We start from the raw sequence: 13,727 nt of genomic DNA on the forward strand, positions 1-13,727 counted from the left end.
GCCTTCGGGTTGAAGCGCTGAAGCTCGCCCAGGTCACATCCGGACTTCGAAACTGCGCGTCTCCCCCTGTCCGGGCCGTTCGGGGACCTCGCCGTCGCCCTGGGCCCTGGCTCGCTTGTCGCTGACCGCATCGACGCGCGCCTGCCCCCGCGTGGCCAGGCCATCGTGGGCGAAGTCGTCGACGGCGATCACCTCGGCCACGGCCTTGTCGGCGGCCTGCAACTCGGCGATCTCGGCGGCGGAGACCAGGCCCTGCTCGGCGGCGATCTTCCAGTCGCGGATTTTCTGGGCCTTCAGGCGATCGTGGATCGGCTGGGTCGCCACCACGCGCTCGAAGGCGTCGATCAGCTGGCCGACAGCCTGGTCCTTGCCGCCGACATAGACGTTCTCCACGAGGCGGTCGCGGGTGTCGGACGGATGCAGCAGCAGTTCGGCGCAGGCCTGGGTCGTGCGGTCCGACGGCCCGCGGCGATGGACCCCGAACGGCAGGATCGCCGCCCGCAACAGCCAGGCGGCCGGGCGGTTGGGCAGGTTGGCGAACACCTCGTCGAAGCGCTGCTCGATCGTGGCGAAGGCGGTGTCGGCGCACCATTGCAGCAGCGGGAAGTCGGCGTCCTGGCGCCCCTCGTCCTCCCAGCGCTTCAGCGCGCCCGACAGGAAGTAGAGTTCGGAGAGAATGTCGCCCAGGCGGGCCGACAGCATCTCCTTGCGCTTGAGATCGCCGCCCAGCGTCAGCAGAGCGATGTCCGAGGCCAGGGCGAAGCCGGCGCTGTAGCGGCCGGCCTGGCGATAGAAGCGCCTGGCGCGGCCAGCGTCAGGGGCCGGCGACAGGGCGCCATTGGTCCAGCTGCGGGCGAAGGTGCGGATGCCGTTGCGCAGGGCGTGGGCCACGTGGCTCCAGAACGCCTCGTCGAAGTCCTCCAGGCCCTTCTCGGGATCGGCCTCGCCCAGGGCCAGGATCTCGCGGAGCATGTAGGGGTGCGCGCGGATCGCCCCCTGGCCGAAGACCATCAGGCTGCGGGTCAGGATATTCGCGCCTTCGACGGTGATGCCGACCGGGATCGCCCGGTACTGCGCACCCATGTAGTTGCGCGGCCCTTCGATGATCGCCTTGCCGCCGTGGACGTCCATGGCGTCGTTGACCACCACCCGCATGCGCTCGGTCGCGCCGGACTTCAGCAGCGCCGAGATCACCGACGGGTGCTTGCCAAGGTCAAGGCCCGCACAGGTCAGGCGGCGGGCGCCATCGACGAGATAGGCGTTGCCGGCGATGCGGGCCAGGCGCTCCTGCACGCCCTCGAACTTGCCGATCGAAATGCCGAACTGCTGGCGAACCCGAGCATAGCTGCCCGTCGTCAGGGCGCTGAAGGCGGCGGCCGCGCCGGACAGGGCCGGCAGCGAGATCCCGCGCCCAGCCGCCAGGGCCGTCATCAGCATCTTCCACCCCTGCCCCACCCGCTCGGCGCCGCCGATCACGAGATCCATGGGGATGAAGACGTCCTTGCCCCAGTTGGGGCCGTTCTGGAACGTCTGGAAGGCCGGCAGGTGGCGGCGGCCGATCTCGACGCCCTGCGTCGTCGTCGGCACCAGCGCGCAGGTGATGCCGATGTCCTCGTCCTGCCCCAGCAGGCGGTCGGGGTCGCGCAGCTTGAAGGCCAGGCCCAGCACCGTGCAGACGGGGCCAAGGGTGATGTAGCGCTTGTGCCAGTTGAGGCGGATGCCCAGGACCTCACGCCCCTCCCAGGTTCCACGGCAGACCACGCCCTCGTCGACCATGGCCGAGGCGTCGGAACCGGCCTCCGGGCTGGTCAGGCCGAAGGCCGGGATCTCGCGGCCGTCGGCCAGGCGCGGCAGCCAGTGGTCCTGCTGGGCCTTGGTCCCGAAGCGCATGATCAGCTCGCCCGGGCCCAGGGAGTTTGGCACCATCGTCGTCACCGCCGCCGAGACCGAGCGGCTGGCGATGCGGCGCACGACCTCGGCGTGACCAAAGGCCGAGAAGCCCAGGCCACCGTACTGCTTGGGAATGATCATCCCGAAGAACTTGTTTTCCTTCAGGAAGCTCCAGACCTCCGGCGGCAGGTCGCGGGTCTCCCAGGTCATGGTCCATTCGTCGACCATGGCGCAGAGCTTTTCGACCGGGCCGTCCATGAAGGCCTGTTCGTCGGGGCGCAGCTGAGGCTTGGGGAACGACAGCAGTTCGTTCCAGTCCGGATCGCCGGTGAACAGCGCCGCATCCCACCAGACGTCGCCGGCGTCGACGGCGTCGCGCTCGGTCTGGGACAAGGCCGGCAGCACGCCTTGGGCCCACTGGAAGATCGGTCGGGTCAGAAGATCCCGGCGCAGGGAGGAGATGGTCATGACGAGACGCCCGCCTTGTTACTGGTCGAGCGTCAGAACGCGCCGGGGCTCGCATGGCTCCGGCTTTTCGGGGCCTTCGTGTCGGTAAGGCGACGCAAGCGGCGGCGCTCCGGGGGGATGGAGCGCCGCCGCCGTGCCGGTGTCAGCCGATCAGCTCATAGGCCGGAAGGGTCAGGAACTCCTCCAGCGTGTCGGACAGCACCATGCGGGTGAAGAGGTGCGCGGCCTCCTCCAGGCGCGGCGAGCCGAACTCGCGGCGCAGGTCGGCCATCTCCTGGGTGAACAGGCTGACGAACAGTTCCGAGGTCAGCACCCGGCCGTCGTCGAGCTCGGCGCCCAGGCGCACCCACTGCCACAGCTGCGTGCGGCAGATCTCGGCGGTCGCGGCGTCTTCCATCAGGTTGTAGAGCGGCACCGCGCCCCGGCCTTCCAGCCAGGCCTGGGTGTAGCGCACGCCGACGCGGACGGCCTCGCGGGCCCCGGCCTCGGTGCGGGCCCCGTCGTGCAGCTCCAGCATCTGGCTTTGCGTGATCTCCAGACCCTCCAGCGTCTTGTCGAGCTGGTTGGGCGCGGGCATCAGGCGGTCGAAGACCTCCATGGCCACCGGCACGAGATCCGGGTGCGCCACCCAGGTGCCGTCGTGGCCAGCGCCGGCCTCGCGCTCCTTGTCGGCGCGGACCTTGGCGAAGGCGGCCTGATTGGCGGCCTCGTCGCCCTTGACCGGGATCTGGGCGGCCATGCCGCCCATGGCGAAGGCGCCGCGACGGTGGCAGGTCTGGATCAGCTTCAGCGAATAGGCGCCCAGGAAGGCCTTGCCCATCACCATGGCCGAACGGTCCGGCGTCAGGAAAGCCGGCGTGCGGCCCAGGCGCTTGATGAACGAGAAGATGTAGTCCCAGCGGCCGCAGTTGAGGCCGACGATGTGGTCCTTCAGCTCAAACAGGATCTCGTCCATCTCGAAGGCGGCAGGGATGGTCTCGATCAGGACCGTAGCCTTGAACGTGCCGACGGGCAGGCCCAGGGCCTCCTGGGCGCGGACGAAGACCTCGTTCCAGAGGCGCGCCTCCAGGCGGCTCTCCAGCTTGGGCAGGTAGAAGTACGGGCCAGAGCCCTTCGCGATCGCCGCGCGGGCGTTGTGGAAGACATAGAGGCCGAAGTCGAACAGCGCGCCGGCGACAGGCGCGCCGTCGACTTCGAGGTGGCTTTCCGGAAGGTGCCAGCCACGCGGGCGGACCTTCAGGACGGCCGGGTTGGCTCCCAGCGCATAGCTTTTGCCGGACTTCGGATCGACGTGGTCCAAGACGCCGTTCCAGCGGTCCTTCAGGTTGACCTGGCCTTCGACGACATTGGCCCAGGTGGGGGCCGTGGCGTCCTCGAAGTCGGCCATGAACACCTTCGCCCCGCAGTTGAGGGCGTTGATGATCATCTTGCGGTCGACCGGCCCGGTGATTTCGACACGGCGGTCGAGCAGGTCGGCGGGAATGGGGGCGACGCGCCAGTCGGCGGCGCGGACATGCGAGGTTTCCGCCAGGAAGTCAGGCAGCTCGCCGGCGTCGAAGCGGGCCTGGCGCGCCTGGCGCGCCGCCAGCAGCTCGCGGCGGCGGCCGTCGAAGCGGCGGTGCAGGTCGGCCACGAAGGCCACGGCCTCAGGCGTGAGGATCTCTACCGCGCGGCCCTCGACGGGGCCGAGGATCTGGACGTTGGCGGCGATGTCGAGAGGCATGGCGTGTTCCGTGGTGTTGGGACGCGGACTTGGGAGAGGGTTTATCGGATGCGCTCAGCGCACCCAAGTCGAAGCCGGAGCCCAGGGACCGCCGCGCGGAGCCGGCCACCGCGAAGAAGCCTCGACGCCGCGCGGCGGTCCCTGGGTCCCGGATGGGGCTTGCGCGCCCTCCGGGATGACGATTGCAGTGTGGCGGGCGAGAGGAGGAAGCAGGCGCCTCCCCTCGCCCGCGGGCGCCGAGCGTCTTTAAGCGCTCTTGGGCGCTTCGTTGGCGCGGATGGTCGGGACGATCTGGTCGCCCCAGTTGCCCGAGCCGTCATGGTGGCGCGAGGTGCGCACCAGCTCGACCGAGTAGCCGGCCTCGATGGCGCGGCGGACGGCTTCGTTGAGGCGGTGCGAGGCCTCGGCGAGGCGGTCCACGGCGCGATCCTGGGCCGACGAGTCCGGCATCGCGGCCGGAGCGAATTGCGTGACGTTGGTCATGGCGTTCTCTCCTGTAGGTTTTCGCCAGTGGGTGGTGAGGTGGGGGTGGTGTTCTTCGAACGCCGGGCTATTCGGCGGCGAACTGGTTCATGGTGTTGGCGTGGCCGCCGGCCTTCAGGGCCCGCTCGCCGCCGACCATCTCCTTGAAGGTGTCGCCGAGGTCGGAGCCGACCTCGTGCTGGTGCTTCACGGCCGAGACCCCGCGACGGATCTCCTCGCGCTGCACCGAGTTGACGTAGGCCTGCATCCGCTGGTCGCCGAAGTAGCCGCGCGACAGCTCGTCGACGCTCTTGGCGGTCAGGTGGAAGGTCGGCAGGGTGATCAGGTTGTGGAACACCCCGGCGCGGGCCGAGATGTCGACCTGGAAGCGGGCCAGGCGATCGTCGGCCTCGCGGCCCAGATCGGTGGCGTCGTACTCGGCCGACATCAGAACATTGCCGTCGGGATAGGAGTCCTCGTGGATCTTGCCCTCGGCGATCCACTGGGCGCGGACCTGCTTGCGCAGGTTCAGGGTCCAGTTGAACGACGGCGAGTTGTTGTAGGTCAGCTTGGCGTTCGGCACGGCCTTGCGGACCTCGGCCACCATCGAGGCGATCTCGTCGACGTTCGGCGTGTCGGTCTCGATCCAGAGCAGGTCGGCGCCGCCTTGCGTCAGGTTGGCGATGCAATCCTCGATGACCCGGGCGCGGCCCGTGCCATCCTGGAAGGCGAACAGGCCGTTGGCCATGCGCACCGGCTTGACGAAGGCGCCGTCCTTCATGATCGCGATCTCGCCGTCGCGCAGCGGATTCTCGGGCGTGATGGCCTCGGTCTTCAGCCACTTGATGTATTCGGCGGCCAGATCGCCCTCGCCCTGGCTGACCGGGACCTTCTGGGTCAGGCCCGCGCCCAGGCTGTCGGTGCGGGCGACGATGACGCCCTCGTCGACGCCCAGTTCCTCGAAGGCCAGGCGGCAGGCGCGCAGCTTCTCGATGAAGTCCTCGCGCGGCACGGTGACCTTGCCGTCCTGGTGGCCGCACTGCTTGGCGTCGCTGACCTGGTTCTCGATCTGCAGGCAGCAGGCGCCGGCCTTGATCATCTCCTTGGCCAGCAAGTAGGTCGCATGCTCGTTGCCGAAGCCGGCGTCGATGTCGGCGATGATCGGAACGACGTGGGTCTCGAAGGTGTCGATGGCCTTGATCGCGGCCTGCTCGGCGACCTGGTCGCCGGCGTCGCGGGCGGCCTTAAGCGCCTTGAAGAGGTCGTTGATCGCCACTTCGTCGGCCTGGCGCAGCGAGACGTAGATCTCTTCGATCAGGTCGACGACCGAGGTCTTCTCGTGCATCGACTGGTCCGGCAGGTGGCCGAAGCGGTTGCGAAGGCCCGCGACCATCCAGCCCGACAGATAGACATAGGCGCCCTTGGTCGTGCCGCGCAGGCGCTTGACCGACTTGATCATCTGCTGGGCGTGGAAGCCCGACCAGCAGCCCAGCGACTGGGTGAACTTGCTGCTATCGGCATCATAGGCGGCCATGTCGGCGCGCATGACGACGGCCATCTCGCGAGCGATGTCCAGGTGGGTGTTGAAGGTGTTCTGCAGCTTCAGCTGGATGATGTCGTCGATGGCGACGCCGCCGGGCGTCACGCCCTGCGGATAGCGGGCGATAAGGTCCTGGCGGTGCTCGGCGTAGGTCTTGCGCATGGTCGTCGTTCTTCCCCATCGGGGCCCGCTTGTTGGGAGGCGGGCTGTAAGCTGTGACAGGGAGCTAACGCCGATGCGGCAAGGCGGTCGAACCTATTGAAGACGATTTGTCACAAATCAACTTTGTGTATTTTGTAAAATCGTGACAACGTGACAGACATGGTCACGACCGACAAAAAGCTGTTCCTGGGCGGGCGCCTGAAGCGCCTCCGCCGCGACCTGGGCGTCACCCAGAGCCGCATGGCCGACGAACTGGGCGTGTCGCCCAGCTACTTGAACCTGCTCGAACGGAACCAGCGGCCGGTGACGGCCCAGATGCTGCTGCGGCTGGCTGAGGCCTACGACCTGGATCTGCGCACCCTGTCGGCCGACGATCCCGGCGGCGGTGCGGGTCTGGAAGAGGTGCTGACCGACAAGATGTTCGCCGACCTGGGTATTGGACGGCACGAGGTCGCCGAGGTGGCCGAGCTGTCGCCAGGCCTCGCCGAAGCCATGGCCCGCCTCTACCGCGCCTATCTCGATCGCGGCCGGATGATCGACATGGGCGCCTTCGAGCGCCCGGACGGCCTGCCCTCCTCGTCGTCGCAGTCGCCGACCGACTGGGTGCGCGACCTGGTCGGCTCGCAGCGCAACCACTTCGCCGAGTTGGAGACGGCGGCCGAGGCCATCGTCGCGGCCCTTGACGCCGACCTTCAGGACCTGGGCCCCGCCGTGCGCGAACGCCTGGTCGCCCGTCACGGCATCCAGACGCGGGTCATGCCGACGGAAGTCATGGCCGGCTCGCTGCGCCGCTACGACCACCACCGCAAACGCCTGATGGTGTCGGAGACCCTGGCCCCGGCCAGCCGCATCTTCGCCATGTGCTACCAGTTGGGCCTGATGGAGGCGCCCGAAGCCCTCACCCGCCTGGCCGACCGCTTCTCGGCGCCCGACCGCGCCACCCGGCAACTGCTGAAGGTGTTTCTCGACAACTACCTCGCCGCGGCGATCATGATGCCCTACGAGCCGTTCCACGCGGCCATGGAGGCCAGCGGCTACGACATCGAGCGTGTAAGGCCGCGCTTCGGCGTCAGCTACGAACAGGCCGCCCAGCGCCTGACGACGCTCAGCCGGCCAGGTGCGCGCGGGATCCCGTTCTTCATGATGCGACTGGACGCGGCGGGGAACATCTCCAAGCGCTTCGCCGCCGGCCCGTTCCCGTTCTCGCGCTTCGGCGGGGCCTGCCCTCGCTGGAACGTCCACGACAGCTTCAAGACCCCCGGCCGGATCGTCACCCAGGTGATCGAGACCCCCGACAGCGAACGCTACTTCACCCTGTCGCGCACCGTGCGGCGGACCTCGGGCTTGCAGGCGGGGCTGGAGGACGAACTGGTCATCGGCCTGGGCTGCGAGCTGAAGTTCGCCAGCAAGCTGGCGGCCTCGCGTGGGCTCGACATCGCTTCGCCGCTGGCGGTGGAGATCGGTCCGTCATGCCGGATCTGCGAACGGCCCGCCTGCCCCCAGCGCGCCGCCGCCCCGATCAACCGCACCCTGCTGGTGGAGGAGGCCAGCAAGTCGGTGACCCCCTTCCCGTTCGCGCGCTGAGGCCTCAGACGCGCCAGCCGGCCAGCACGGCGTCGACGCTCATCGCCCTGGCCTCGGCGGCGCTCAGCGCCCGTCCACGACGGAAGGCGGCCGCGCCGGGGCCTTTGGAGCCGTGCTGCGAGAAACGCGCGTCCTCGGGCTGCAACATGGTGCGCGGATTGCCGTCCTTGCCGGTGTACCACATCTGCGTCCACCCATCGGGCGCGACGTGGTCGTCCATCCAGCAGTCGATGAAGGCGCTGGCTCCGATGAATTTCGGATCGCCGTAGCGCCCGTCGGGGAACTGGCTCGACGGCCGCCAGGGCCGCCCCAGATAGACCGAACGCCTGGCCGTGCCGACGGCCTTGGTCAGCCGGCAATCCTTGAAGACAAAGCCGAACGGCTGGTCGATCGGCGTGCTGGGCGCGACGACATAGCCGTCGACCGGATCTACCGGCCGCGGCAGCGAGCGGATCTCGCACTCCCTGAAGAACGCCCTGCCCGCCCCGAAGATGAAGTCGTAGCTGCCGGCGATCAGGCAGCGTTCGAACAGGCTGCGGCCTGCGTCGGGGAACAGGGTGTCCTGGTAGCTGAGGATGTCGACCTGCGTGAACCTCGCGCGGTCGCTGCCCTTGTCGAGCATCAGGGCCACGGCCTGAGGACCGCCGCCGTCGTGCGAGTGCAGGCCGCCGGGCTTGGTCATCTCGCCCAGGCCGTCGAAGGCGTTGCGGATGGTCAGGTTGCGGGCGGCGAAGTCCGGCGCGCGGACGAACAGGGTCGGCGTACGGAACGTGCCCCAGCGCTTGCCGTCGGGCGCGGTCAGGCCCGAGGCGGCCAGGTGGGTGATGATCGAGCCTGTGCGGCTCTCGCCCACCAGATGCACGAACGGCTTGTCGATGACGACCTGCTCGTCGAACGCGCCCTCGGTCACCAGGATGCGGAACGGCCGCGTCCCGTTCGCCGGCGCCGCGGCCACGGCGACCGAGAGACGCTCATAGGTCGGAGCCGAGAACCGGCGCGGATCATCCGGGCGCTTGAGCACGGCGTCATAGCGCGGCGCGGCCGAGGCGACGCCAGGAAGCAGCAGGAGCCCGGCCGCCACGGCCCGTCGCGAAACCATAGTCATCGAAGCCTCGAAAGAAAAAGAACGGGCGCCGGCCGGGAGGGACGGCCGACGCCCAACATTCCCCTGGGAGGAGGAAGGTTCGCTGTAGCCTAGAAGGAGTACCTCAGGCCGAAGTTGTATTGCCGGCCGGTGTGCGAATAGACGTAGATGCTGTCGCGCACGCTGTCGGTGTACTGCTCGTTGAAGGCGTCAGTCAGGTTCAGCCCCTCGAAGGTGATCTTGAGACGCTTGTTGATCTGGTACGAGGCCGAGGCGTCGACAGTGAAGGTGTCGCGCACCCCGTCGATATCGTTGGTCGAGGCGCCGCTGGGAACGGCGGTCAGGTACTTGTCGCGATAGGCGCCGGAGACGCGGGCGCTGAACTTGCTGTCCTCGTAGTAGAGGGTGGCGTTGAAGGCGTTCTTCGACAGGCCCACCAGGTCGTTCTGCACGAAACCCGTGGCCGAGCGCGACGAGATGTAGTCGATCTTGGAGTCGACGATCGTGAGGTTGAAGATCGCACCGGTGTGGCGCAGCGGGCCCGGCAGGAAGCTGAACGGCTGCTGGTAGCTGATCTCGACGCCCTTCAGCGGACCGCCCTCGGTGTTGACCGGCTTGCTGAACAGGAAGGTGTCGTTGGCCGACACGCCGGCCAGGCCGTCGAGCAGGCTGGTCGGCAGGCCCGACGCGGCGAAGGTTTGCGAGATACGCTGCGTCTGGATGTAGCTGTCGATGTCCTTGTAGAACAGGCCGACCGACAGCAGGGCGTCCTTGGCGAAGTACCATTCGGCCGACAGGTCGTAGGTCGTGGCCCGGATCGGATCCAGATACGGGTTGCCCGAGCTGACGCTGAACACGCCCACGACGCTGAGGCTGCCGCCCGGCGTCAGGCTGCCCAGGTTGGGACGGGTCATCACCTTGGCCGCGCCGAAACGCAGCAGGAGGTCGGGGGTGACCTCGGCGGTCAGGTTCAGGGCCGGCAGCACGTCTTCATAGTCGCGATCGACCGTGGCCTGCTGGGCCGCGCCCGACACCAGCTGGTAGCCGGTCGAGCTCTGCTCGGTCTTGACGTAGCGCACGCCGACGTCGCCGCGGATAGGCCAGGCGAAGCGGTCGGAGTTGAAGTCCAGCTGCACGTAGGCGGCGGTGTCCTTTTCCTCGACGCTGCGGATGTTGCCGCGGGCGGCCGAGTTGCTGGCGCCCGACAGCTCGAACAGGCCCGTGCCGCTATAGATGTCGAACAGCTTGGCGAACGCGTTCAGATCCGGCGCGGCCCAGCTGGAGGGATAGCCCGAACCGCCGAGGTTCTTGCCAAAGCCGCTGACAAGGTTGGTCAGGCTGGCCAGGGTGACGCCGGCCGGCAGGGTCGGCACCACCGACTCGTTGACCCGCGCCAGGGCCCAGGAGTCGAACTCGTACTTCTTGAGGTTCACCCCGGCCTTCAGGCGGAAGGTGTCGTTCAACTCATAGTCGCCGTCGAGCTGGGCGGTCTGGATGGTGTTGGTCACGCCCTGCGGCCGCAGGCGGATCTCCGAGCGCGCCGCGCCGAAATTGTAGGCCAGCGGGTCGGTGACATCGAAGCCGAAGTTCATCGCCGGCAGCTTGGCGTTGTTTCGATAGTCGTACGAGAAGCCGTCGGCGTTCTCGCGGTTGAGGATCACCGTCGTCTGGATCGGATTGTCGAAATCCGACTTCGAGAAGCCGACCAGGCCCGTCACCTTGAAGCGGTCTGAGAAGCGGTGTTCGACCGTGAAGGTGCCTTGGGTGTACTTGGTGTCGAGCTTGTCGAAACGGGTCTCGCTCTCGACGTCGACGTCGTCGAACAGGCCGTAGACCATGTCGCCCTTGGCGTTCACGACGCCGTCGCGGACGATGATCTCCGGGCGGCCGCCCTGGGCGGCGTTGCGGGCGAAGGACAGGGCTTCCAGCCAGTTCTCGGTGCGGGTGGCCTTGAAGTCCGAATAGAGGAAATCGGCCGTGACCAGGGTCTTCTCGTCGGGCCGGAACTGCAACGAGGTGGTGACGCCGAGACGCTTCTGGTCGTGGGTCAGGCGGCCGTAGCGCGGGAAGCGCGGGGTGAACACGCTGGCCGAGCTGGCCTGGGTGAAGGTCGAGGCCGGGCTGAAGCCGCCAACCTCCGTGCCGTTCAGCCAGCCGCCGGAGCCGTGCCCCTCCTCGAGCAGGTTGCGCTCGGTGTAGGCCACCGACACGAGGGCGCCGAGCTTGCCGTCGGCCCAGGTGTTGGACGCCAGCAGCGCAAAGCGCGGGTCCCAGCTTTCCGACAGGTCGTTGTAGCCCTGCTGGGCCGAGACCACGAGGGTCGCGCCCTTGTAGTCGAACGGCCGCCCCGTCTGCAGGTCGACGGTGGCGCCGAGCGAGCCCTCCTCGGTCGAGGCCGAGGCGGTCTTGCGCACGGTGATGCTGTTGAAGAGCTCCGAGGCGAAGACGTTGAAGTCGAACGAGCGGTTGCGGTTGGCGCCGCCCGAACTGTCGGTGCCGCTGGCCGTGCTCTGGCCCTCGACACCGTTGATGCGCACGCGGGTGAACTGCGGCCCCAGGCCCCGGACGGTGATCTGGCGGCCTTCGCCGGCGTCGCGGGCGATCGACACGCCCGGCACGCGCTGGATGGACTCGGCGAGGTTGGCGTCCGGGAAGTCGGCGATATCCTCGGCCTTGATGACGTCGACGACGCCGCTGGTGCGCTTCTTGATGTTCAGGGCGCTGCCCAGGCTGGCGCGGAAGCCGGTGACGATCACCTCCTCGACGGCCGCCGGTTCCTCGATGGCGTCCCCGACTGGATCGGACTGCTGCGGGATGGCGACCGGCGCGGTCGAAGCCAGTTGCACCGAGCCCTTCTGGCCCAGCACCGCGGTGCGGCCGTCGTTGGAGACCACGGTCAGGTTTGCGCCGTCGAGCAGGCGCGAAAGACCTTCGGTGACGGAGTAGGTCCCGCGCACGGCGTTGACCCGCTTGCCCTGGACGGCCGCCTGCGGGGCCAGGATCTGCAAATCGGCCTGCTTGCCGAACTGGGGAATGCCGGTGGCCGCGGCCTGGGCCGGTACATCGAACTTGCGCGTCTGGGCCTGGGCCTGGCTGCTCGCCAGCACCGCGGCGGCGCCCGCCGCCAGCATCAGGGCCGATTTACCGTAGACGTCTCGCGGATAACCCATTCCGCGCCCTCCCTATTGTTTGTTTCGCACGGCGCTTCTGGGAGCGCCTGTCTTGAGCGATGGGCGGGAAACCGGTTTCCGTCAGAGCTCAGCGAAATTTTTTCGAAGGCCATCCTCCGTGGACGGCGAAATCCCTATTCGGCCAGGGGCGCGACCGACTGCACGAGGATTGCGTCGCCGCGCACCGTCACCCGCGCGCCGAAGCTGGCGGCCGCCGCGCGGGCGAAGCTCTCGGGCTCGTTGGTGCGGAACCAGCCGACCAGCTTCTGCTCGGCCAGGGCCGGATCGGCGATGACGATCTTGCGCGCGTTGTAGCGGTTGAACTCCTCGGCGGCCGCGCCGAAGGCTTCGCCGTCCAGGACGATCTGGCCCTCGCGCCAGGCCAGCTCACGGGTAATCTCCAGCGACGCCGGCACCGGCCGCGCCGCGCCGGCGCTGTCGGAGGCGAAGACCCGCTCGCCGGCGGTCACGCGGCGCGGGGCCTCGCCCGCCCCTTCCGACCAGACCTCAACCACGCCCTCGGTGACCAGCACCTCGCAGCCGCCGTCGCGACGACGCACCGAAAAGGCGGTGCCGACCGCCCTCACCCGCACCGGACCGCTCTCGACCACGAACGGTCGCTCGGCGTCCTTGGCGACCTGGAACCAGGCCTCGCCCCGGTCGAGCCGCACCTCGCGCCTGCGCGGCTTCATCGCTACCTCCAGCGCGGTGTCGGTGTTGATCGCGGCCAGCGAGCCGTCGGCCAGCGGCACGCGGCGGATCTCGCCCACGGCGGTGCCATAGCGGGCGGCCAGCAGCCGCGGCGCCACGATCACGGCGACGCACGCGGCCGCCGCGAGGCCCAGGCCGGCCAGCAGCCCACGGCGATCGACGCGCGGACGCTGCGGCGTTTCCTCGACGCCCAGCGCGCGACCGCGATCCAGCAGGCCCCAGGCGGCCTGGGCGCGCACGAAGGCGCCCTGACGGCGCGTGTCGCCCGCCAGCCAGGCCTCCAGCTCGGCCGGGTCCAGATCCCCGCGATCGGCGCGCACCACCCATCGGGCGGCGGCCGCCTCGATGTCAGCGGCGCTTTCGCGTTCGGTCATGCGTACTCGGCCTCCTCGCGGCCGCGGTTTCTTCGGTTTCACCCTCGGCGAGGGCGGCGAGGATGGCGCGCAGCCCCCTCACGGATTCATTCTCGACCACGTTCTCGGTCACGCCCATGCGGCGGGCGATCTCGCGTTGCGGCAGGCCCTCGATCTTGCGCATCTCGAAGATCCGGCGGCAGCGGTCGGGCAAGGCGGCGATCAGTCGCCGCACCCGCTCCAGCTCGCGCCGCCCGCCGGCGATGCGCTCGGGCGAAGGCTCATCCAGTTCGATGTTCAGCGCGTCGATTTCCGTCACCGTGTCGATGCGCACCACCCGCGCCCGTCGCAGTTGCTCCAGCGCGACGCTGCGGGCGGCCTGGAACAGATAGGCCCTCGGCTCGCCGATGTGATCGACGTGGGACAGGCCCGCCAGGCGGCAGTAGGTCTCCTGCACGATGTCGTCGACGTCGCCGGCCGTGGCGAAGGCCCGCCGCAGCCAGGCGCGCAGGTCGGCTTCGTGGGGCAGGATTTCCCGCCCGATCCAAGCCACGACGCGCGCACGCCCCTCCGACACCGT

At 68.8% G+C, this 13,727-nt stretch carries 9 protein-coding genes; 1 reads left to right on the forward strand and 8 read right to left on the reverse strand.

The window, feature by feature from the left end; translation table 11 throughout:
- Positions 1-33 precede the first annotated feature (33 nt).
- The 4 genes from SGCZBJ_RS16610 to SGCZBJ_RS16625 all read right to left on the reverse strand — a co-directional run bounded on the left by SGCZBJ_RS16610 (position 34) and on the right by SGCZBJ_RS16625 (position 6,245).
- Positions 34-2,358 carry an acyl-CoA dehydrogenase gene (locus SGCZBJ_RS16610; protein ID WP_101719104.1) on the reverse strand — a complete coding sequence of 775 codons (2,325 nt, stop codon included), beginning with the start codon at positions 2,356-2,358 and terminating at the stop codon, positions 34-36.
- Positions 2,359-2,500: 142 nt separating this feature from the next.
- On the reverse strand, positions 2,501-4,081 hold the full coding sequence (gene aceB / locus SGCZBJ_RS16615) for a malate synthase A (protein ID WP_101719105.1): 1,581 nt from the start codon (positions 4,079-4,081) through the stop codon (positions 2,501-2,503).
- A gap of 246 nt (positions 4,082-4,327) precedes the next feature.
- Entirely contained in the window at positions 4,328-4,564 is a 237-nt protein-coding gene (locus SGCZBJ_RS16620) for a hypothetical protein (RefSeq protein WP_420808168.1), read from the reverse strand.
- Between the two features lie 67 nt (positions 4,565-4,631).
- Positions 4,632-6,245, reverse strand: coding sequence for an isocitrate lyase (locus tag SGCZBJ_RS16625; RefSeq protein WP_101719106.1), 1,614 nt, complete (start codon positions 6,243-6,245; stop codon positions 4,632-4,634).
- A gap of 159 nt (positions 6,246-6,404) precedes the next feature.
- On the opposite strand from SGCZBJ_RS16625, the gene SGCZBJ_RS16630 reads away from it, so the two are divergent.
- The gene (locus SGCZBJ_RS16630; RefSeq protein WP_101719107.1) at positions 6,405-7,829 is read left to right on the forward strand and encodes a helix-turn-helix domain-containing protein; all 1,425 of its coding nucleotides are present in this window, start codon (positions 6,405-6,407) and stop codon (positions 7,827-7,829) included.
- 4 nt (positions 7,830-7,833) lie between these two features.
- On the opposite strand, the gene SGCZBJ_RS16635 is transcribed toward SGCZBJ_RS16630, so the two are convergent.
- From SGCZBJ_RS16635 to SGCZBJ_RS16650, 4 genes are all read right to left on the reverse strand, one after another.
- Positions 7,834-8,934 carry a pectinesterase family protein gene (locus tag SGCZBJ_RS16635; RefSeq protein WP_101719108.1) on the reverse strand — a complete coding sequence of 367 codons (1,101 nt, stop codon included), beginning with the start codon at positions 8,932-8,934 and terminating at the stop codon, positions 7,834-7,836.
- A gap of 89 nt (positions 8,935-9,023) precedes the next feature.
- Positions 9,024-12,083, reverse strand: a complete 3,060-nt coding sequence (locus tag SGCZBJ_RS16640; RefSeq protein WP_101719109.1) for a TonB-dependent receptor — start codon at positions 12,081-12,083, stop codon at positions 9,024-9,026.
- A 134-nt stretch (positions 12,084-12,217) separates the two neighbouring features.
- The gene (locus SGCZBJ_RS16645) at positions 12,218-13,168 is read right to left on the reverse strand and encodes a FecR family protein (protein ID WP_101719110.1); all 951 of its coding nucleotides are present in this window, start codon (positions 13,166-13,168) and stop codon (positions 12,218-12,220) included.
- Positions 13,143-13,724 carry an RNA polymerase sigma factor gene (locus SGCZBJ_RS16650; protein ID WP_101719111.1) on the reverse strand — a complete coding sequence of 194 codons (582 nt, stop codon included), beginning with the start codon at positions 13,722-13,724 and terminating at the stop codon, positions 13,143-13,145. Before SGCZBJ_RS16650 ends, SGCZBJ_RS16645 begins: the two co-directional genes overlap by 26 nt.
- Between the last annotated feature and the right edge of the window lie 3 nt (positions 13,725-13,727).

It is taken from the genome of Caulobacter zeae, assembly GCF_002858925.1.
Classification (GTDB): domain Bacteria; phylum Pseudomonadota; class Alphaproteobacteria; order Caulobacterales; family Caulobacteraceae; genus Caulobacter; species Caulobacter zeae.